The 19,238-nt window shown below is 69.2% G+C and carries 24 protein-coding genes and 2 pseudogenes; 11 read left to right on the forward strand and 15 right to left on the reverse strand.

Annotated features, from left to right (window positions below):
- Nucleotides 1–76: 76 nt before the first annotated feature.
- The gene (locus J4709_RS43390) at nt 77–1,681 is read right to left on the reverse strand and encodes an amidohydrolase family protein (RefSeq protein WP_208250921.1); all 1,605 of its coding nucleotides are present in this window, start codon (nt 1,679–1,681) and stop codon (nt 77–79) included.
- An 83-nt stretch (nt 1,682–1,764) separates the two neighbouring features.
- Here J4709_RS43390 and J4709_RS43395 point away from each other — a divergent pair, with 83 nt between their 5' ends.
- Complete coding sequence (locus J4709_RS43395; protein ID WP_208250922.1) at nt 1,765–2,226, forward strand: MarR family winged helix-turn-helix transcriptional regulator; 462 nt, start codon at nt 1,765–1,767, stop codon at nt 2,224–2,226.
- 512 nt (nt 2,227–2,738) lie between these two features.
- Here J4709_RS43395 and J4709_RS43400 read toward each other — a convergent pair.
- The 7 genes from J4709_RS43400 to J4709_RS43430 all read right to left on the reverse strand — a co-directional run bounded on the left by J4709_RS43400 (nt 2,739) and on the right by J4709_RS43430 (nt 7,961).
- Nucleotides 2,739–3,029, reverse strand: coding sequence for a hypothetical protein (locus J4709_RS43400; RefSeq protein ID WP_208250923.1), 291 nt, complete (start codon nt 3,027–3,029; stop codon nt 2,739–2,741).
- A complete protein-coding gene (locus J4709_RS56280; protein WP_372442234.1) occupies nt 3,026–3,715 on the reverse strand; it encodes a Gfo/Idh/MocA family oxidoreductase in 690 nt (229 codons plus the stop codon). The genes J4709_RS43400 and J4709_RS56280 overlap by 4 nt, the downstream gene beginning before the upstream one ends.
- A gap of 132 nt (nt 3,716–3,847) precedes the next feature.
- Entirely contained in the window at nt 3,848–4,477 is a 630-nt protein-coding gene (locus J4709_RS43410) for an NAD(P)H-dependent oxidoreductase (RefSeq protein ID WP_208250925.1), read from the reverse strand.
- A complete protein-coding gene (locus J4709_RS43415) occupies nt 4,474–5,535 on the reverse strand; it encodes an LLM class flavin-dependent oxidoreductase (RefSeq protein ID WP_208250926.1) in 1,062 nt (353 codons plus the stop codon). The genes J4709_RS43410 and J4709_RS43415 overlap by 4 nt, the downstream gene beginning before the upstream one ends.
- 278 nt (nt 5,536–5,813) lie before the next feature.
- Nucleotides 5,814–6,461: an FMN-dependent NADH-azoreductase gene (locus J4709_RS43420; protein ID WP_208250927.1), complete on the reverse strand. Its 648-nt coding sequence runs from the start codon at nt 6,459–6,461 to the stop codon at nt 5,814–5,816.
- A gap of 83 nt (nt 6,462–6,544) precedes the next feature.
- The gene (locus J4709_RS43425) at nt 6,545–6,859 is read right to left on the reverse strand and encodes an SDR family NAD(P)-dependent oxidoreductase (RefSeq protein WP_208250928.1); all 315 of its coding nucleotides are present in this window, start codon (nt 6,857–6,859) and stop codon (nt 6,545–6,547) included.
- Nucleotides 6,860–7,262: 403 nt separating this feature from the next.
- Nucleotides 7,263–7,961 carry an alpha/beta hydrolase gene (locus tag J4709_RS43430; protein ID WP_208250929.1) on the reverse strand — a complete coding sequence of 233 codons (699 nt, stop codon included), beginning with the start codon at nt 7,959–7,961 and terminating at the stop codon, nt 7,263–7,265.
- A gap of 77 nt (nt 7,962–8,038) precedes the next feature.
- Between J4709_RS43430 and J4709_RS43435 the strand changes: the two genes are divergently transcribed.
- Entirely contained in the window at nt 8,039–8,617 is a 579-nt protein-coding gene (locus J4709_RS43435) for a TetR/AcrR family transcriptional regulator (RefSeq protein ID WP_208250930.1), read from the forward strand.
- Nucleotides 8,618–8,791: 174 nt separating this feature from the next.
- On the opposite strand, the gene J4709_RS43440 is transcribed toward J4709_RS43435, so the two are convergent.
- Nucleotides 8,792–9,250: a MarR family winged helix-turn-helix transcriptional regulator gene (locus tag J4709_RS43440; RefSeq protein WP_208250931.1), complete on the reverse strand. Its 459-nt coding sequence runs from the start codon at nt 9,248–9,250 to the stop codon at nt 8,792–8,794.
- 602 nt (nt 9,251–9,852) lie between these two features.
- On the opposite strand from J4709_RS43440, the pseudogene J4709_RS43445 reads away from it, so the two are divergent.
- The 5 genes and pseudogenes from J4709_RS43445 to J4709_RS43460 all read left to right on the forward strand — a co-directional run.
- Nucleotides 9,853–10,337 (forward strand): annotated as a pseudogene (locus J4709_RS43445) (ABC transporter ATP-binding protein); the annotation flags it as partial.
- Between the two features lie 62 nt (nt 10,338–10,399).
- Nucleotides 10,400–10,834, forward strand: coding sequence for a recombinase family protein (locus tag J4709_RS56285; protein WP_372442235.1), 435 nt, complete (start codon nt 10,400–10,402; stop codon nt 10,832–10,834).
- Nucleotides 10,741–11,067, forward strand: a pseudogene (locus J4709_RS56290) (recombinase family protein); the annotation flags it as partial. The gene J4709_RS56285 and the pseudogene J4709_RS56290, both read left to right, overlap by 94 nt.
- 121 nt (nt 11,068–11,188) lie before the next feature.
- Nucleotides 11,189–11,845: a hypothetical protein gene (locus J4709_RS43455; RefSeq protein ID WP_232384936.1), complete on the forward strand. Its 657-nt coding sequence runs from the start codon at nt 11,189–11,191 to the stop codon at nt 11,843–11,845.
- Between the two features lie 305 nt (nt 11,846–12,150).
- Nucleotides 12,151–12,840 carry a helix-turn-helix transcriptional regulator gene (locus tag J4709_RS43460; protein WP_208250934.1) on the forward strand — a complete coding sequence of 230 codons (690 nt, stop codon included), beginning with the start codon at nt 12,151–12,153 and terminating at the stop codon, nt 12,838–12,840.
- A 32-nt stretch (nt 12,841–12,872) separates the two neighbouring features.
- Here J4709_RS43460 and J4709_RS43465 read toward each other — a convergent pair whose 3' ends face one another.
- From J4709_RS43465 to J4709_RS43480, 4 genes are all read right to left on the reverse strand, one after another.
- Nucleotides 12,873–13,505 carry a phosphatase PAP2 family protein gene (locus J4709_RS43465; RefSeq protein ID WP_208250935.1) on the reverse strand — a complete coding sequence of 211 codons (633 nt, stop codon included), beginning with the start codon at nt 13,503–13,505 and terminating at the stop codon, nt 12,873–12,875.
- The gene (locus J4709_RS43470) at nt 13,502–14,638 is read right to left on the reverse strand and encodes an MAB_1171c family putative transporter (protein WP_208250936.1); all 1,137 of its coding nucleotides are present in this window, start codon (nt 14,636–14,638) and stop codon (nt 13,502–13,504) included. Before J4709_RS43470 ends, J4709_RS43465 begins: the two co-directional genes overlap by 4 nt.
- Nucleotides 14,635–15,216 (reverse strand): hypothetical protein, encoded by a 582-nt coding sequence (locus tag J4709_RS43475; RefSeq protein WP_208250937.1) that lies wholly within the window; start codon nt 15,214–15,216, stop codon nt 14,635–14,637. Before J4709_RS43475 ends, J4709_RS43470 begins: the two co-directional genes overlap by 4 nt.
- 119 nt (nt 15,217–15,335) lie before the next feature.
- Complete coding sequence (locus J4709_RS43480; protein WP_208250938.1) at nt 15,336–15,755, reverse strand: XRE family transcriptional regulator; 420 nt, start codon at nt 15,753–15,755, stop codon at nt 15,336–15,338.
- Between the two features lie 260 nt (nt 15,756–16,015).
- Between J4709_RS43480 and J4709_RS43485 the strand changes: the two genes are divergently transcribed.
- Together J4709_RS43485 and J4709_RS43490 are read left to right on the forward strand one after the other, a co-directional pair.
- Nucleotides 16,016–16,531, forward strand: coding sequence for a hypothetical protein (locus J4709_RS43485; protein ID WP_208250940.1), 516 nt, complete (start codon nt 16,016–16,018; stop codon nt 16,529–16,531).
- An 82-nt stretch (nt 16,532–16,613) separates the two neighbouring features.
- On the forward strand, nt 16,614–17,258 hold the full coding sequence (locus J4709_RS43490; protein WP_208250942.1) for a hypothetical protein: 645 nt from the start codon (nt 16,614–16,616) through the stop codon (nt 17,256–17,258).
- A gap of 1 nt (nt 17,259) precedes the next feature.
- On the opposite strand, the gene J4709_RS43495 is transcribed toward J4709_RS43490, so the two are convergent.
- On the reverse strand, nt 17,260–17,766 hold the full coding sequence (locus tag J4709_RS43495) for a helix-turn-helix domain-containing protein (RefSeq protein WP_208250950.1): 507 nt from the start codon (nt 17,764–17,766) through the stop codon (nt 17,260–17,262).
- Between the two features lie 236 nt (nt 17,767–18,002).
- Between J4709_RS43495 and J4709_RS43500 the strand changes: the two genes are divergently transcribed.
- Complete coding sequence (locus tag J4709_RS43500) at nt 18,003–18,281, forward strand: helix-turn-helix domain-containing protein (RefSeq protein WP_208250951.1); 279 nt, start codon at nt 18,003–18,005, stop codon at nt 18,279–18,281.
- Between the two features lie 26 nt (nt 18,282–18,307).
- Here J4709_RS43500 and J4709_RS43505 read toward each other — a convergent pair whose 3' ends face one another.
- Nucleotides 18,308–18,601 carry a helix-turn-helix domain-containing protein gene (locus J4709_RS43505; protein WP_208250952.1) on the reverse strand — a complete coding sequence of 98 codons (294 nt, stop codon included), beginning with the start codon at nt 18,599–18,601 and terminating at the stop codon, nt 18,308–18,310.
- Between the two features lie 119 nt (nt 18,602–18,720).
- On the opposite strand from J4709_RS43505, the gene J4709_RS43510 reads away from it, so the two are divergent.
- A complete protein-coding gene (locus J4709_RS43510) occupies nt 18,721–19,197 on the forward strand; it encodes a hypothetical protein (RefSeq protein WP_208250953.1) in 477 nt (158 codons plus the stop codon).
- Nucleotides 19,198–19,238: the final 41 nt, after the last annotated feature.

Raw genomic sequence — 19,238 nt, forward strand, 5'->3', positions numbered from 1 at the left:
CTTCGACCCGGCCCCCGCTCTTCGCGGCCGGACTGGACGGCCTGCCGGCGCCCTGAGTAAGCCCGGATCGGCGGTGTCAGCCGAAGAGGTCCTGCTTGACGCCCGCCGCCGAAAAGAGGTGGTCGCGGGATGCCTCGAGTTCGCGGCGCAGCCCGTTCATGTCCACGTCGACCAGGCTGCCCTTCCACTTGCGTACCTTGCCGGCGACGATCACCGTCTCGACGTTGGTGCGGTCCATCAGCGAGACGACGGTCCCCGGGACGTTGTTGAGCGGGGTCACGTTGAGCGCGGTGGCGTCGAGGAGGACGATGTCGGCCTCCTTGCCGGGCGTGAGCGAGCCGGCCTTGCCGCCGAGCCGGAGGTGTTCGGCGCCGTTGAGGGTCGCGAAGCGCAGCACGTCGCGGACGGTGAGCAGTTCCGGCGTGCCCTTGGCTGGCGTCGGCCATTGGTTCGGCGGCGTGAAGTCGCCCTGCTCCAGGATCATCTCGTTGACGAGCATGCGCTGCATGGTCAGCGCGGAACGCATCAGCGTGAACGGATCGGGGGCCATCGTCGTCTCGACATCGGAGCTCAGCGAGGGCTGCATGCCGAGTTCCTGCATCTTCAGAATGGGCGGGGTGCCGTGCCGCATGGCCATTTCGATCGGGAAGGCCATCGAGACCTGCACGCCGGCGTCTCGGAAACGCTTCCACGCCGTGTCGGACACGCCCGTCATGTGAAAGAAGAGGGTGTCGCTTCCCACCCCGAGGTCCTTTCCGGACCCGGCGGTGCCCTTGGCGAACGCGTCGACGACGGGCCGGACGCCCGACCCGGAGACGACGTGCGCGGCGATCTGCAGGCCCAGCTCGCGGCCGGTCTTCCAGGCCTTGGAGTACAGCTCCTCGTCGGAGCTGTAGAACTCCCCGCCCATAGCCATGCTCACCAGCTGATCGTCGGAGGAGAACCACTGGTGCCTGATACGGCGGGCGTCCTCCGGATACCGCGATTCCGCGCGTAGATCGCCTTCGCAGTATTGGAGCACCGACCGCCGCCCGCTGTCGGTGAGCGCCTGGATCGACGCGTCGGAATGCTGCGGGGAATGGTGGATCTGCGAGGTGTCGAGCACCGTCGTGACACCGGCGTCGAGTTGCGCGAGGCCTGAGAACAACACGTTGATGTGGACGTCCTGCGGCCGGTAGACGGGCGCGAACCGCTTCAGGACGTAGTCGGCATAGTTGGGGACGGCGCTCGGCGAGCCCGAATGGTCGTCGAAGAGCACGGCGTTGGCGAGGGTTCCGCGCAGCGCCGTCTCGAACTGGTGGTGGTGCGTGTCGACGAAGCCGGGCATGACAATCCGCCCGCGCGCGTCGATCACGTCGGCGCCGGCGGCACGGATGCCGGGCCGTACGTCGACGATCTTCTTGCCCTCGACCAGGACGTCGGCCATCGCGAAGTCGCCGACGCGCGAGTCCATGGACATCACCGCGCCGCCGCGGATGATGTAGCGGCGCCCCGGGCGCCCGCTGTCCTTCGGCGGCCGCTCGCCGCCGCCGCGCTCCCCCGCGAGACCCGGCGCCGCGCCCGGACCGACCGTGAACAGGCCCGCTCCTGCGGCGACCGCCGCGGAGGTCTTCAGGAAGCCGCGCCGCCCGCCTGACGGAGCGACCTCCTCCTGCGATCCGTCTCCCCATTCTCCGATCACCGGATGCCTCCCTACTGAGTTGATGTGTCACCTCAACGTGGCGCTTCCGAGTTGACTTGTCAACTCATGGGTACGATGACCTCATGGAGCAGCAGGGACTGACCGAACGCGAGCGCCGTGCTTGGCGGACGTCCTTCGAGATGATCGAGCTGCTGCGTGCGCGCATCGAACAGCAACTCCAGGCCGACAGCGGCCTGTCGAACGCCGACTACACCCTGCTCGCACTGCTGTCCGAGGCGCCCGATGGACGGATGCGCCCCTACGAACTGGGCCGGGCGGCCAACTGGGAGAAGAGCCGGCTGCACCACCAGCTCACCCGGATGTGCCAACGAGGCCTGACCGGCCGCGAACGGTGCGGCAACCGCGGCGTCGACGTCGTCATCACCCAGAAGGGCCTCGCCGCGCTCGTGGACGCCGTGCCCGGGCATGCGCGGGAGGTCCGGCGCCTGTTCGTGGACCGCGTCACACCCGAAGAGCTCGACCTGTTCGCCGGCATCGCCGCCAAGATCCTCGACGGCCTGCGAACCGACCAGCCGCCCCGCTGACCCGCCGCCGCGGGCCGTGTGCACCTTTTTCCCAAAATGGCTGCTTGTGCAAGCAAAGTGATGATGCCCGCGTGGGCCTGCGGGAGCCACCGGAGCTCCTCATCCCGACGAACGATTGGGCAGCACAATGACGACTGCGATCATCGGAGTAGGCACCGGCGGGTCGGTACTGGCCGCGAACCTAGGCGGACCCCGGCGCGCGGTCGGCGTCCGGCCCCCGAGCGTGCACGGCGAGGGTGCCTCCCTCAGTTCCTGTCGATCGCTGCGCCGGCGGGGCGGTCGTCGTCCGCCTTGCCGGGCGAATGGCGGAAGACCGAGATGTCGGCGCCGAGTTCCACGGCCGGCGATGGTCGTGGTCATCGCCATGTCCGTGTCCTGGTCACCCGTCAGCGACGTCTACGCGGCGACCGCCCAGGAGCCTCCCGAAATACGTGAGCAAACGCCGCGCCCTGCTCCGCGAATGCGTGCGGCGCGCCGTGCGGGCGGACTAACAGCCGAGCGACGGCACCATGTCAGGACCCCGAGCGGAACTGGTCGAGCCGCCTGTGCTGGGCGACGGCCTCCTCGAACGTCGGTGCGGTGCTGGTTCCGTTCGCCAGGTCGTCGGCCACCTGCCGGTAGAGGGCGGCCGGGTTCCGGGCCGCGACCGGCAGTTCGCTCGCGGGTGGGGCCAGTTCCCGGGTACCGCCGGCGGTGACCAGGGTTCCCCGGAAGGGCGCCATCTGCGGCTGGCGTAGCGACGGTATGCCGGGGTCCTTCGTTCGCAGTTCGAGCCGTCCGTCCAGGCCCTGTAGGACGATCACCGTCGATCCCTCCGGATCACCGTCCCATGCCGTCGCTTCCGGCGACCGGGCAGGCGGTGCGGACCAACGAGGCCGTCCCGTCGATCCGGTGATGCTGCCGGTGCCCGAGCGTCCGATGCGCAGGGAGCCGGCGGCCGCCACCGCACCCGACGGATGTCCTCTCCGCGACCACCTGCTCGACCTGCTCGATCACCTCGTCCCCGGCCTGGAGGCGCCGGAAAGACTGTGCCCGGCGTCCGGGACGAGCGGACAGACAGCGCCTGCAGTTCACCCAGCGCACCGGACGCGACCAGGTTCCGGGCCTCGCTGATCACCGGATCGCACCGGCCCTGAAGCACGACGAATCCGCGCACCCCGGCGGAACGGGCGGCTTCGGTGATCTCCTCCGCCTCGGCCGTCGACGCGCCGAGGGGCCGCTCCGACAGGATCGGCTTGCCGGCAGGCAGTGCGGCCGTGATCAGCTCCCGGTGCCGCGGCACCCGCACCGCGATCACGACCAGATCGACCGATGCGCTTTCCGCCAGTGCGGCGGGATCGGTGAACCATTCGGCGTCGCCGAGGAGGTCCGCGGCCCGGCCGGGCCGACTCCTGCCGGGTGGTCGCCACCGCGGCGACCCGGAGCCCCGGGGTCGCCGCGATCGCCTGCACGTGCGCACCGGACGCCCAGCCGCTGTCAGGGCTGGCACCGATGATGCCAACGCCGAATTCGCCCATGTGTCCTCCGAGGATGGAAATCAAGAAAAGAGAGGCGGCCGGCGCCTGGAAACAGGCGCCGGCGCACCGGCTGCCCTTTCAGACTGGGATAGGAATCGGTCCGGTTATTCGCCGATGTCCGGCCCTGTGCTGCTTCTTGCGCCCGTCGCGCGGGCTCGGAGAAGGTCCGCGACGTCGGTGAGCCCGACTTCGATGCGTCCGTGGACGCGGGGGTTGAGCAGCGTCGTGCCGTCGAAGTCCCCGGCGGACGCGAAGAACGCGACCGGGATCGTCAACGCCTGGAAGAAGGCGAACAACGGCCGCATGGCGTGCTCCAGGACCAGCGCGTGGTGGTCGCCTCCGCCCGTCGCGGCCAGCAGGACGGGCTTGTTCGCGAGCGCGTACTGCTCGACGAGGTCGAAGAAGTGCTTGAACATGCCGGGGTACGATCCGCGGAACACTGGCGCGGCGGCGATGAGCAGATCCGCGTCCTCGGCGAGCCGGATCGCCTCCTCGACCTCCGGCGTGACGTCCTCGCGCTCGATCGCCCCGGTGAACCCCGCGCCCAGCCGGTACACGTCGACCCGGGACACCTCGATGGGGAGCATGTCCTTCAGGTTGTCGAGGACGACGTCGACCAGCCCCATGGTCTTGGACGGCCGGCTGGGGCTGCCGTTGACGACGACTACCCGCAGGCGCGAGGCCGGGATCCGCGTGATCGGGCCGGTGCCGTGGTCTTGCGCGACGATGGTCATGCCACGCTCCTCTGGCGCAGAGCGACCTCGCGGCGCACGACCGGCGCGACGTCGGTGGCGAGCAGTTCGATCGCCTCGAGGTGGTCCTTCTGCGGCACTCCGCCGAAGCCCATCTGGATGATGGCGCGGTCGAGCCCGTACAGCTCGTGGTAGCCGAGCAGCTTGTCGATGATCTCCTGGGGGCTGCCGACCAGCAGGCCGGCGCGCGGCGAGGACTGCGCGTCGAACGCGGCCCGCGGCATCCGGAAACCGCGGCCGCGCTGGTGGTTGTTGTCCATCATGCCTTTGGCGAAGTAGGGGTACATGGTGTCCCGGGCGCCCTGGCTGGTGCGTGCGACGAACCCGTGCGCGTTGATGCTGATCGGCAGCGCGCCCGCGTCGTGCCCGGCCTCCGCCGCCGCCGACCGGTACAGCTCGACGGTCTCCTGGTGCAAGGTCATCGGTCCGAGCAGCAGTGCCAGCGCCATGGGCAGGCCGAGGCGTCCGGTGCTGACAGCCGAGGCGGGCGATCCGCCGACGCCGACCCAGATCGGGATCGTGCCGCCGTCGGCGCGGGGCGCGATGTCGGCCTCGACCAGCGGGGCGCGGAACCGGCCCTGCCAGGTCAGCGGGTTCTGGCCGCGGATCTTCAGCAGCAGGTCGAGCTTCTCGCGGAACAGCTCGGCGTAGTCCTTCAGGTCGTACCCGAACAGCGGGAAGGACTCGGTGTAGGAGCCGCGGCCGGCGATGATCTCGGCGCGGCCGGCCGACAGCAGGTCGATCGTGGCGAACTGCTCCCAGACGCGCACGGGGTCCTCCGAGCCGAGGACGGTGACCGAGCTCGTCAGCCTGATCTTCTTCGTCTTCTCCGCCGCGGCGGCCAGCAGGATGGCCGGCGCGGATCCGACGAAGTCGGTGCGGTGGTGCTCGCCGACGCCGAAGACGTCCAGCCCCGCCTGGTCGGCGACCTGCGCCTGCTCGATCGTCTCGCGGACGCGCCGCCGCGGGGACGGCGGTGCCCCCGTGGCCTGGTCGTCGGTGAGCTCTCCGAACGTCATGATGCCGATCTCGAAAGGCATTCCCTCATCCCTTCTTCGGATCCGCGACTCCGCGCACGCCGTTCAACCTGTCTGCACAAGCAGGTTGCTGGAGACGGCACGCTTCCGGCGGGCGCGGACGTCGCGCACATGGGTATTGAGTTGGACTCTTGGGGACCTCAAGCGGCCCGGCAGTGATTCGTTGACCGCTCCGGCCAACCTCCACCGGCCCGCGGTGACGGTGGATGCCCCGGGGATCCACCGTCACCTCGCCTCAGGGCGCCGGTGTCGAAACCGGGCGTCGTTCCCCCTCGCTCCGGTCAGACGCCGGTCATCGCCGGAGGCCAGAGCTTGTCGATGGCGGCCTCGGCCTGGCGGCGGCTCTCTTCGGCCAGCGGGATGAGGCTCGACATCGCGGGGTTGTGTTGAGCGAGCGTGAGTTCGGTGGTGATGAACCGCGGCTCCAGTCCCGTCAGGGAGAGACCGTGCGGCAGCCAGGCGGTCGCGTGGTCCCAGCCCTGCTTCGGGGCGCCCTCGCCGTAGCCGCCGCCCCGCGAGGCGATCGCGATGAAGTCGCGGCCGCTCAGCAGGCCCTTCATGCTCTCCGGGCGGTAGGACAGGCCGGGCGCGATGAGATGGTCGACCCACGCCTTCACGGAACTGGGGACGCCGTAGTTGTACAGCGGCAGCCCCAGCAGGATCGTGTCGGCGGCGGCGACCTCGCCGACGAGTTCCTCGGTCAGGGCCCAGGACGCGGCCTGCGCCTCGGTGTGCTGCTCGCGCGGCACGAGCCTGCTGATTCCGCCGACACTGTCGAGATGGGGGACCGGGTCGGCGCCGAGGTCGCGGTAGACGACGGTGCCGTCCGGGTGGGCCGCGCGCCAGACGCCCGCGGCGCGGGCGGTGAGCCGCCGGCTGACCGAGCCGTCGCCTTGGACGCTGGAGTCGATGTGGAGTAGCCGTGCCATGGTCAGATCCCCTTAGGCGTGAATTTAATTGTCTGCACAGATAACTATCTGGACATGGTGATGGACAGGCCCTCAGTGCGGTGTCAGGCCGCGGTGATGCCGGCGTTGTTCACCGGGGCGTCGACCTCGCCGTTGCTCCACTCGAGCGTCCTGCCGGCGGCCGCCCGGACCTGCTCCGGATCGGTCAGGTCGGCGTGGACCACCAACCCCCGGTCGCCGGGCAGTTCGGCGGTCTCGTCCTTGGGGGCGCGGTCGAACACCGCAACGCGGGCGTCGGCGTCGGCCCGCGACTCGGCGAAGGTCTGCCCGAGTCGTGATGCACCACCGGCGACGACCATGGTCCGGCCATCGAGCCGGAACCGGTCGACGGGCTTGTCCGCCAATGATCTTGGCGTCATGAAGCACACTCCTCACTGGACGCCGAGGGCAGCCTTCCTCTGCTGCGCCTCCCCGCTCCTGAAATGACTGCTGTTCCTGCCCGGCTCTGCACGGATCGCGTGGATCTCCAGAACCGGCACCATGAATAGCAAGCTGCCTGCGCAGACAAATTCCTTCACGCGGCTGTGTGGTAGGTCACTTTGGCCCGCGGCACCTTGCGGATCTCGTCAGCCGTCCTGGTTGAGGGCCGAGTCAGATGGGCCCTCGATGATGCAGCCGCCTGGGAGGAGCTTGATCTGGTCGCCGTGCCGCGGCCGGACGGGTGCAGAGCGACCGGCCTTCGTGATTCTCTCCGGGCTCGCCGTCCAGTCCGGCGATCAGTTCGTCACAGAAACGGTCTGCAGACCAGGTCCGCCATAGCGGTCACAGCAGGCTCGAGATGATGTCGGCGACGGTCTTCGGCTGCGACAGGAACGGGTGGTGGCCCGCCTTCACCTCGATCGCCTTGTCCGCGCGGCGGGAGAGTTCACGTTGCGCCGCCGCGGGGGTGCCCCGGTCCTCGGTGCACACCAGGTACGTCGTGGGCAAGTCGTGCCACGCCGCCGACCGTACTGGCTGCTGGGTCACCGCCAGCGTCTGCCGGACCAGACGGGCGGCTGCGTCGCGGGCGATGTCGGGCGAGCAGTCCTGGACGAACGTCTCAGCGAACAGTTCGGGCCGGGCGCCGAACGTGCCGCCATCGGGGTCGAAGTCCAGGAACGGTGGCGGCGCGGCGGCGCCGAACGTCGACAGCGACTCACCGGGCTCGGGCAGGTAGCTCGACACCGGCACCAGGTGGCGCACGGCATCGGCCCCCGCCGCCGCCTCGGCGGCGACGATGCCGCCGTAGCTGTGCGCCACGACCACGGTCGGCTCGTCCGCCGCGGTCAGGGCGGCGCGTACCGCGGCGACGTCCTCGGGCAGCCCGGGACCCTGCGGTCCGGCCGGCCGGTCACCCTCGCCGCAGCTCGGCAGCGCCGGTGCGATGCTGCTGATGCCGCGCTCCCGCAGAGCCGCGGCGGCCAGATGCCACCACCAAGACCCGTCACGAACACAGGCCCCGTGCACGAACACGACACGCATCTCTTCCTCCTTGTCGGTGTGTTCCCAGGCTGGGACCAACGATAGACGTATCATTAGTTACGTGAAAAAATGCGCCAATGGGCCGACACAAGCAACCTGAGATCCGCGACCGGATTCTCGACGCCTGCGTCGACCACGCGCTCGCCCACGGGCTGCCCGACCACCTCGAACCGCTCGCGACGGCGTCCGGCACCTCGACCCGGATGCTGATCTACCACTTCGGGACCCGGGACGCGCTGCTGCGCGAGACGCTGGGACGGGCGCGGCGGCGTCAGCGCGACTTCTTCGGTGAGCTGGTGGCCCCACGACCGGACGAGCCCTACCTGAGCACTCTGCGACGGGCTTGGCGGGTCATGACCGGCCCGGCCGGCCGGCCGTACCTCAGCATGTTCGGCAGGCTCCGGGAAGACGCCCAGCAACGGTTGTGGCCGGGCTTTCGTCGCGAGTCCACCACGGACTGGCTCCAACCGCTCGAGGACGGCATGAGAAGCATCGGCCGTCCCGAACTCGGCACTCTCGTGCTCGCGGTCGTCCGGGGTCTCATCATGGACATCGAAGCAACAGGTGATGCGTCGCGAGCCGATCAGGCCTTCGACGATTTCCTGGCCGTACTCGCTCCCATCGCCACCCGGCGCTCTGCACCCCCGACGTCCTAGCCCGTCCACCAGTCGCGAAGCAAGCTAGGGGCCGTCGACAGCCAGAGCCGTCGGTGACACCCGTTCCACCGACGGCCTTGCCGCCCTCTTGCCGCGCTTTGCGGCGCATCGTGGCCTTCGGGGGCACGGTCGTGGCGGTACCCACGCTCCAAGCCAGGCGGCGTCGACGACCAACTAGGACGTGGCGCCGTCGTCCTCAGGGGCGAGCCGCGCCCAGACGGCGGCCAGGTTGCGCAGGTCGTCCTCGTCGAGCCGGTCGAAGAAGAGCTTGCGGAGGTCGCCGTGCTGCTGCTTCCACGCCTTGCGCAGGAGCGCACGCCCGTCCCCGGTCAGGACCGCCTCGAAGCCGCGGCCGTCGTCGGCCGACCGCCGCCGCTCGATCAGGCCGCGGCGCTCCAGGCGGTCGGCGAGCCGGGTGAACCCGCCCGTGGACATCACGCGGCGTTTGGCCAGCTCGGTCATGCGCATGCCGTCGCGGCCGGCCTCGCCGAGCAGGGCCAGGACGCTGTACTCGGCCATGCTGACGCCCAGCGGAGCCAGGCCGGCCTCGATCTCGCGCCAGATCCGGTCGTGGGCGTACAGGAACCCGCGCCAGGCCTCGTCCTCGAGCTCGCTCAACCGCACGGTCGCCATCTGGCGAACACTACCGTCCCGCCCACCCCCCGCAGTATCTGACTGCGCAGCCAAAGCCGAAAGCGAGGTACTTGCCTGCACAGCTAGACCGACGGATGCGCGACGCCGGACTGCGGCGACATCTGCCGAGTCTGCTGCCGCGATCGTCCGAGCATCCGAGTGGACGATCGCAGGAACGTTTTCGAAGCCCTGGCCAGCACGAACGTCAAGCGGCCGAAAAAGGTGGCCGGGAGGGCGAACTCGAGGTGTCGCCTGGGTGGCGGACGGAATCGTACGTCTCAGGTCGTACGCGGGCGGGTGGACTAGCCGGTGAAGATGATCTCAAGCGTGGACGCGGGGGCGATGGCGCGGAGCCCGCGGATTCCTAGCGTTGACCGCAGTTGTCCAGCCCTTGAAGGAGCCCGATGAATAGCCCCCACGCCGACCCGTCCAGCAGCTCCCGCGCCACTGTTCCGTTCTACGGTCAGGCCGCAAACGCGCCTCGGGGCGGGATGCCGCCCGCGGGCGCGCAGGACGGCGCCGCCCCGCAGAGTCCGCCGCGGCAGCACACGCCGGGGAACGCCCCGTATCCCGCTCCGCCGCCGAACGCGCCGCACCCCGCGATGCAGCAGCAACCGCAGCAGCAGGGCCCCGAAGCCCTGGCCGTCGTGGCCGAGGGGGTGTCCAAGGTGTACGGCTCCGGTGACGCGGCGGTGCCCGCGCTGCGCGGGGTGAGCGTGGGCTTCGCCCGCAGCGCGTTCACCGCGATCATGGGGCCGTCGGGTCGGGGAAGTCGACGCTGATGCACTGCCTGGCCGGGCTCGACACCGTCAGCGAGGGCCGGGTCAGGCTGGGCGACGCCGACATCACCGCGATGAGCGACAAGCAGTTGACGATGCTGCGCCGCGACCGGGTCGGGTTCGTCTTCCAGGCGTTCAACCTGCTGCCGACGCTCACCGCCGAGCAGAACATCCTGCTGCCGCTGGAGCTGGCGGGACGCAAGCCGGACCGGGCCTGGTTCGACCAGGTCGTGGACGTGGTGGGGCTGCGGGACCGGCTGGGGCACCGGCCGTCGGAGCTGTCGGGCGGCCAGCAGCAGCGCACTTCTACGATGTCGAGTCGGGCAGGAAGAAGTTGGCGGCGCGCGGCCGTGGTCACGGGCACGAGCGGATGGCGATTCCCGTGCCCCGAGACGGTGGAATTCAGGATCTTCTGGAGGAGGCTTCGCGGTCCGACCGCAGATTCGATGCCGTCATCTGCGAGTCGATCGATCGCATCTCTCGGCGCACCTATATCGGCACGCTGATCGAGAACACCCTTGAAGAAGCCGGAGTGCTCCTGTTCGCGGCCGATGAGCCGATCGTGCTCAACGGGAAACGCGCCTCGCAGGTGCTGACGAGGCGCGTGAAGCAGGGGGTCGCCGAGTGGTACGTCCTGGAGTTGTTGGAGAAATCATGGGGCGGCTTCGAAGCCCACACCGACCAGGGCTACACACCCTCGTCCCTGACCCTGTGCAGGCGGCGGTCGTCGTGCGGATCTATCACCTGCGGATCGGCGAGTGTATGGGGTACTCGGCGATCGCCGATCGCCTCAACAGGGACCTGACGGCCAACCCGGCTCCGATACCCGTGGACCCGTCCCGCGCGGCGGGCCGATGGACGGGGTCCTCGGTGCGTGATGTCCTGGTGAATCCCAAGAACACGGGCTACATGGTCTGGAACCGCCGGGCCAGCAAGACCGATGGTGGGCGCCACAACCCGCCGGAGGTATGGGTGTGGTCCAGTAATCCGACGCATGAGGCGCTGATCAGCGTCGAGACGTTCGTGGCCGCCCAGCAGATCGCGGCAGGTCGGGAACGCTCGCGCAGCACACCGGGCAAGAACGCCGCCGATCCGGCCGCGTGCCGTGCGTACTGCTCCCGCCGCCTACAGGCCCCAGGGCCATCCAAAAAGCCTGTGGGTGCAGGAAGAGAAGCTCCTCAAAGGTGTCGGCGACTTCTTCCCTTTCAACGTCTTCGCGAGAAGCCGCAAGGCGCGGCTAGAAAGCGGCCTGCTCAAGGCTCAAGACACGAGGACGCGAGAGTGGCGGTCGAAGGGCGAAGCATTGCGTCAGGCGATCGATGACATCGAGGCGCGAAGGAATCGCCTGGTCCGCAAACTCGAACTCCTCGAAGACGGCGACGGCGACCTGATGCGCGACATCTGTCAACGCTCGGTGGCGCTCTCGGCCGAGCGGAACGGGAAACTCGACGAACTGGCGGCGCATGAGAGGGAACGTCCGGTCCGCTCCTGCCCCGACCTGCTCGACCTGATCCCACTAGGCGAGGTGGACCTGACCCGCGCCCCCGAGCCGGTGCTCCGGCGGCTCTTCGAGGCGTTCCGGCTGGAGATCAGCTACGACAAGCGGAGCGGTATCGCCGATTGCAAGGTGACGCTCACCGGTGCTGCGATCGACCAGCAGGGCAGGATCGCTGCGGATGTCATGGCGGAAGCCCGGGCAGGGGGCGGCGGGGCCGCCCCTGTTTCCCGTCTGTTCGGCGCCCCCGGCAGGATTCGAACCTGCGACACCCGCTTTAGGAGTGTGCTCCGTATTATCGGGGGATCTGTGGCGCCGTGAGGCTGTGCATGTTTGCGCTGGTCAGGGCGTTGCTCATTGCCCCCTCGGTGTGGGGTGGTGAGGGTGCGCTGGGCCCCTTTGGGGCCGTTTGTGCGAGCAGGGTGCGAGCAGAGAGGGCCAGCGGGACACGTCCCTGTGGGGCTTTTGCAGGCTCCGCATGGCGACAGCGGTTCCGCGATGTTGCTGGGATCCTCCAGCGGATGACCGATACCGGCTCTGTGGTCCCGGTGTGCTGTTGGCGATGGGATGGCCGCGCCTGGCTGCTACCGTTGAGTTGTACTGACATGAATATTGATGGGGTTGTGATGGCCGCGAAGTGGAGAGTCAGAGACATCGCCGAGCACACGGGCGCGTCAGAGAGCAGCGTGTACCGCTGGTTGCGAAACAAGGAGCTGCCTGCGCCGATCGACTCCTCGACTCGCCCTTACGAGTGGGAGCCCAAGGCCATCCGCAAGTGGGCCGACGAGTGGTTCCGGGGGAGGCAGCCCGACCCGGACGTGACCGGGCAGGTGTGGTGGGACGCCGAGGACATCGCGCGGTACCTCGGTGTCGCACCCGTCTCGGTCCAGCGGTATCGCTCTCGCCGTGAGTTGCCGGAGCCTGCCCGTTACTTTGGCCGTTTCCCGGTCTGGGAGCCGCAGGTGATTATCGAGTGGGAGAAGCAGAGGCCTGGCCACAGCCACAAGGTCCGCAGCCTCCCGGCCGACGACCAGGACGGCAAGAAGCCCGCAGCGCCCAAGGCGGTGAAGGCTGTGCGGTCGAAGAGATCCTCGAAGGCAGGTGAGACGACGGCGCCGGCAGCCGCGGCTGGTTCCGGTGAGGTGGTGTGGTGGGGGTACGCCGAGATCGCCGCGTACCTGGGCAAGTCCGAGGATGCGATGCGGCATCAGAAGCACAAGATGCCCGAGCCGGGACGGCACATCGGCCGGTCGCCGGTGTGGCCTCGGGAAGTGCTGCTGGCGTGGGTGAAGCAGGAAGGGCTGGTCCGCGCGTAGCCGAGGCTGACTGGCCGCCTGGGTCGGGTGGATCAGGCGGCCAGCCAGAAGACCAGGGTCGCGGCACCGCCAGCGATGATCGCCCCGGCGAGGACCTGCGCGATGGTGTGGTCGCCGAGACGGACGCGGGACCATGCGATGACGGCGACCAGGAGCCAGCCGATGGAGACGGCGGGGCCGAACACCAGGGTGAGGATGCCGACGAGGGCGGCGGCGACTCCGGCGTGGAAGCTGATCTTCCAGCGCAGGGTGATGGGGACGGTCACGGCCAGGCCCGCGAGCATGGCGGCCATGACGGCGTAGACCTGGTTCGGGGCGTCGGCGAGTTTGCCGAGGGCCAGGCCCGCGACGACGAGGCCGACCGCGCCCAGCAGCGGCCGGGTGCGGTGGGAGCGTTCGGTCAGGTGGTGGTCGCTGTAGTCGCCTGAGCGGGTGCCTTTGGCGATGAGCGCCATGGGGCCGAGGGAGGCGAAGAACGCTCCGGCCAGCCCCCAGCCGAGTCCGGCCCATCCCGCGTCATGTGCGCCGACCGCCAGGAACAGGGCGATGATCAGCACCCATGGGGCGCCGATCTCGGTGACCAGCCGTGCGGCGGGCGCCTTGTTGCGGGGCGGGGTCTCGGCGGGCTCGGGGGTGTGGGGGGATGCGGTGGTGGGCGCGGTCATGCAGTCACGGTCACTTCGGGGAGTCGGGTGTCGGCGGGCAGGGAGGTGAAGGCGCGGCTGATGCCTGCCAGGTGGGTGGCTTCGCCTTCGAGGTTGGTCGGGATGGTAGAGGAGTTCAGCCAGTTGAAGTTCGGGTCGGCGGGTGGGATGCCGGCTGCGCGGGCTCGGAGGGCCGCGGTGACGATCATGGCTTGGACGACGGGCAGGTCATGGGCTTGGTGGAGGTTGGCGGCCTTGGCGGAGAGGGCGGCGCGGTCGCTCCAGGGGCGTAGCCGGACCAGGCCGTCGCCGATCTCGACGACGCGGCGGTCGAGGCGGTAGCGGCGGCTGTTGACTCGCACGTCGAGCTTGATCTCGGGGAACGCGTCGGCGAGTGCGGTGTGCAGGGGTGCGAGTTGGCGGTAGAGCACGCGGCGGCGGATGGCGGCGGCGGTGGCGGGGGCCAGGGAGCCGAGTGTGGAGCCGATCGTGATGAGCAGGGCCGCGGCGATGCCGAGGGCGGGGCCGATGATGCTTTCGGTGCCGAGCTGGTGGCCCTGGTGGCGGGCGGCGACGACGCCGAGTTTGTAGAGGCTGTAGGCGATGCCGAACGCGGCGCCGGTGGCGACGAAGGTCATGGCGGCGCGCATGAGGCCGTGGTTGTCGCGGGCGTAGCGGATCCCGCTGGTGAACGCGACGGTCATGACGGCGCCGATGCTGGCCAGGTAGATGAGCAGGTAGGCGGTGACGCTGGTGTCGGTGGCGTAGACATCGACGAAGTCGTTGCTGTCGGGGGTGCCGAGCACGCAGATGCCCATGGCGATGAAGGAGGCGGTGACGGCGAGTGCGTATCGGCGGGTCGGGGGCGGCGGGTCGGTGGGGCGGCGGGCGAAGTGGGAGAGCACGACGTTGAAGCAGGCTCCGGCCGCGATGGTGAGGGTGTTGCCGACCCAGCGCGCGAAGGGGTGCAGGTGCACGATGCCGTCGATGATGGGGCGGGTGGCGTTGGCCAGGACGATGAACGCTGCGGCGAGCAGGAACAGTGTCGCGGCGAATGCGCGCATGGCCGAGGTGGGGTTCTGCCGGTAGCGGCGGATGGTGTAGAGGCCGGCCGCGCTGATGCAGATCGCGGCGATGTAGTAGGCGACGCTCATCCGCGTCCCCAGGTGGCGTGCAGGGTGGATCCGTCGGTGGTGTCGGGACGTTCGCCTGCCCGGACGAGGGCCAGCCAGGAGAACATTTCCGCTTCTCGTTCTTCGATGGTGGCGAAGCCGGTTCGTGCGCCGAGCATGAGGCGCGCGAGGCCGGTGCCCACGTGGTTCAGTGAGTTGCCCAGCAGGCTGACCAGGGTTGCGGCGTCTACCTTGTAGCTGGGCTGGTGGTCGAAGACGATGTGGCCGACCTCGTGCATGACGATGTGGTCGCGGTGGACGGGGCTGGTGTCGACGTGCCAGAGGTAGTCGGTGTCGCCGGCGCTGAAGGTCAGGCCGGTCGGTACGCCTTCGCCGGCGCGGAGGGGGAGGAGCTTGGTGGTGCGGCCTCGCCGCTTGTCCCAGCGTTTGAGGAACTCGTGCAGGTCCCATGGTGTGGGTAGGTCGAGGTCCTGTACTGCTGGGGAGATGCGCTTGGTCGCGCGGTAGAAGCGGGAAGGGCTGCGGAGCAGGTCACGGGCCTTCGCCGCGGGGGTGAGGCGGGTTGTGGTGCAGCAGAAGCGGTCACGTCGATCGTGCATGCGAGCCTGCCCCCGGAGGTAGTGCTGTTGCAGGTGGGGAGCGAGCCCCTCAGAGGGTGAGTATCTACACGATTGAACGTTTTGTCACTTTGAGGCTGTCAAGTGAGTGTTAACGGTTGTCAGTTGCTTTGCGACGCTGCCTCGGCCGCTGTTGCGATGATCAGGCCCGCGATGAGTTCCTGGGTCTGTGGCGCCAGGGTGGCCATGGCGCGCAGGTGGCCCTGGTCGAGTTGGGAGTCGCGTAGTAGCGCCAAAGTGTCCAGTTCCTTGTCAACCTCGGCGGCGGCCTTGTCGTCGAAGAAGTACTTGACGGGCACCTGGAAGAACTCGGCGATCGCCGTGAGTGTGGCGATCTTGGGGTTGGTCTCCTTGCCGGTGCGCAGCCGCCAGAGCGCCGTGTGGGTGATCGCCTTGCCGGTCGCAGCTGTGATCGCATCGGCTGCCTCCTGGTAGGAGTAGGGGCCGCGCCCTGGTGGGTGCACGGTGGTGAACAGCTTGTCGAGTCGTTCGGCAAGGAGGGGCACTCGCAGACCTTTCACGGTGAGCAGCTTGGTGAGCCGGGGGAAGCGTCACGTGCAGGTGACGGTAACTGTTACCAGCGCATCCATGGTAGACGAGGTGTCTTGACGTCCGGTATCGGCCGCATGAGACGCTACTGTGGTCCATGATCCACAACGTCTGAAACCCCTCTGCCTCGGGCCAGCGAGAGCTGGGGACGGTTCGGATGATCTCGCCGCATCACCTAGGCTTTATGGCCCAGGGGATGCCGGGGGGTGCCCCCTCGCCAGATTGGAATCCCATGACCGAACCGCTCTCGTCGCGTCTTGGTGAGTCAGCGACGGTGACGTCCTGCCCGCGCACGGGGAACCCGTATATCAGGCGCGCGGAGTCGTCCCCCGTCCGGCAGATGTATGCCGCGCGTCTGCTGGCGCTCGCCGAGCAGACCCGTTCGCTGGCGGCGAGGGAACGGCAGGTCGAGAACCGGTTCCACGAGCTCAACGCCCGTGAGAGCCGGGTGGTGGAGGCCGAGGAGCGGATCGCCGAGTTGGCGCAGTTCATCGCGGCGGCCGCGTTCCGGGCTGGAGCGGCCGAGGCCGCGGCCCAGGAGGCAAGCCTCGGACAGGTGACGGAAGCGCTCGCTCAACCGTGGGGGCTTGGGCCTGTGGCCGTTGATCTTCGGGTGTGCGACCGCGACCTGACGGCTCGGATCATCCCCGGTTCCGGCTTCGATCCGGCCGAGGTGCTGGCGTCGATGATGAACGCGGTCTGGTCGCAGGACGGGACCGACGAGGTGGTCGAGAGCCACGGTGAATGACTCGGCGAAGGATCAGCCGTCCCAGGCGCCGCCCGACGCTGGGAGCGGCCCGATACCGCTTCCGCGACGCAGTGTCGCGGAGATGGACGGTGTCGCTTCGGTCGCCTTCGTCGACGACGACGGCGACCTTCACTTGGTGGTGGCGGAGAACCTCGACGAGGGCAGCAAGCGGCGCGAAGTCGTCGAGGTTCTGCGGGCGCAGCGGCGGGGCCGGCTGCGCGCCGGTGGGATGTCCAAAGGGATAGCCACGGCGATCCTGGCCGCCTCGCTGGTGCTCATCACGGCCTTGTCGTCGGGCGCTGTCGAGGGGCTGCGGGACCTGCTGTGCTCGTCGGTCTGCGGGAACGGGCATGCGGGACGCGGCGGCGGTTCCGATGACTTCGAGGAGCTTCCGGCGCCGGGATTGATGCCGCCCCCGGCGACCGGTGACGCGCGGCCGGGCGGTGAGGCGTCCTCCGGCCCACCGGAGGACGCAGGAGTAGAGGAGCCGCTGAAGCACCAGGACAGAGCACCAGCGGGGCGGATGCCGGACACGCGCGTCTCGGCGGGACCGACGCCGCCAGGTTCGGGCGGCGGCACTCCTGCGCCGGGCGTGCCGACGAGCAGCCCCTCCAGTGAGCCGTCGCCGGAGGTGCCGCCACCGGCGGCCGATGGGCCGTCCCCGACGGCGTCACTGTCTCCGTCCGGCGGGCTAGGGCAGCCGGTGGTGTCGCAGGCCGCTGAGTGAGTCAGGCGAGGCGGCGGGTGGAGGTCTTGTCCACTGTGCGTTCGGCGAGGATTCGGCGGGCCTCGGTGCGCGTGGCTTCGATCGCTGCCTGGCGGGCCTGCCACGGCAGAGCGGTGATGGCCCAGATGGCTTTTTCGCTGTCGTTGCGCAGCCCGCCGTCGAACAGGACGGCGGGGTCGGGTTCGGGGTCCTCGTTGGCGTCGGCGCTGCTGTCGGGCTCGGCGGGCGGTTCCGGACCGGAGCCGGCGCGTTCCTCGTCGCTGACGCCTGCGGCGTCCAGCATGACCGATCGGGGTATGTGGAGCTGGTCGGCGATGGCTCTGAGGGTGGCGGCCTTGGGGATGGCGCCGTCCTTGAGGATGCGGCTGATGGTGGCGCGGTGGACGCCGATCTGGCGTGCCAGGAGTGACGGTCCCCCTGCGCGGGGGCCGTCCACCGCGTAGCCCTTGGCTGCCATCTGTAGTCGGAGCCAGTCGGCGAAACTCTGGCCCTGTGTTGTTGCGTCCACGGGGGCTACCTTACTTGCCAGTTGTCATGCCAACGGCACGGGTGTTGCGCGGAGTGCGGGTTCATGCACGGTGCGGCGTTTCTCGAGGACGGCGGAATCCCTTGCGGCATAGGAGAACCCGAGCGGAGCTGCGGCGTTGCGGCGCAACGTTCGATGTTGCGCATCTCTCCTGCTTGATGCGATAACAGGGTGGCGTTTGTTGCGTGTACGCAACATGGCGGGCTATGTTCTTCGCCATGAGGGACACAGGCTGGGAAACCGCCCTGCGGCGTGACCGGTACAGGGACTACTGCGCTCGCGTGCAGCTCACCTCCGAAGAGGCGCAGGCGCGCGCCATCGGCGTCTCGGCTTCCTACCTCAACCGGCTCCTGGCCGGTGAGCGTCACCCCAACCGGTTCTTCATCGCCGGGGCACTGGTGGTGCTCGGCTGCGCGTTCGAGGAGCTGTTCGAGGTTCACGCCCGCCCGGCTCGGCGTCGGTCCGGGCGGCGCCGGGGCAAGGAGGCCGCGGCGTGAGGGTGTTCGAGGTCGGCGCCGGTCGGTCAATGGACGCCGAGGCGGCGGCCGAGTTCGTCCAGCAGTTCGGCCGAGGACAGGTCGGCGAGCGTCGCGGGGGCCTCGGTGATGCCGGCCTCGTCGGCGGTGAGGAAGCCGGCCGCGACGAACGCCTCCAGGACGGGGCGGTGGTAGCCGCGAGCGAACGCGGCGACGGTCTCGGGCTTAGGGGCCTTGGTCCGCCATCCGCTGATGCCACCCTGGGATAGGCCGATCCGGGCGGCGATGGCCGTCTGGGTGTCGCCCTTGGCGACTCGTTCCACGTACTCCCACCACGCCATGCGGTCAGTGTAGGCGATCGGTACCGCTGCGGTGATGGGTCCCATTACTGCCGATTTGATTCTTATAGCTGTAGTGATATTGTCATGGCTATGAGAATATCCCGAGAGGGGGAAGGTGTATGAGCACCGCAACCGAGCGGACCGTCGAGCGGTCTGTGCTGATCCACAGGCCTGGCTCCGCGCAGGACGAGACCCCCGAGACCCAGGCCGTGACCGATCCCGAGGACGCCGCCGAACTGGTGGAGTGCCTGGCGGACGAGGGCGTGAAGGCCCAAGCGGTCGTCCGCAACGTCACGCAGTGGGAGCCCGACGAGCAGGCGCAGCAGGCCCGCAAACGGCTGCAGCGCGCCCACGTGGTGGACACCGTCCGCGAGTACATGGAGGACCACCGCGACGCCGATGAAGTCGGCGAGCTACTGCGGCGCTTCACCCCGGACATGAGCGACCTGGTCCGCGGCTACTGGATCCGGGACCTGGGCAACCTGCTGGCCGTGCGTGACCGCTTCACCGACGAGCCCGACTGGCTCACCACGCGGATCGACCAGGCCATGAAGGTCCTGGCCGGGCATCTGCCCATGGCCTATCTCGCTACCTGATCGGTCGGCCCGCCCCGTGCAGGGGGCGGGACCGACCTCCT

It is taken from the genome of Actinomadura violacea, from assembly GCF_017573465.1.
Lineage (GTDB): Bacteria > Actinomycetota > Actinomycetes > Streptosporangiales > Streptosporangiaceae > Spirillospora > Spirillospora violacea.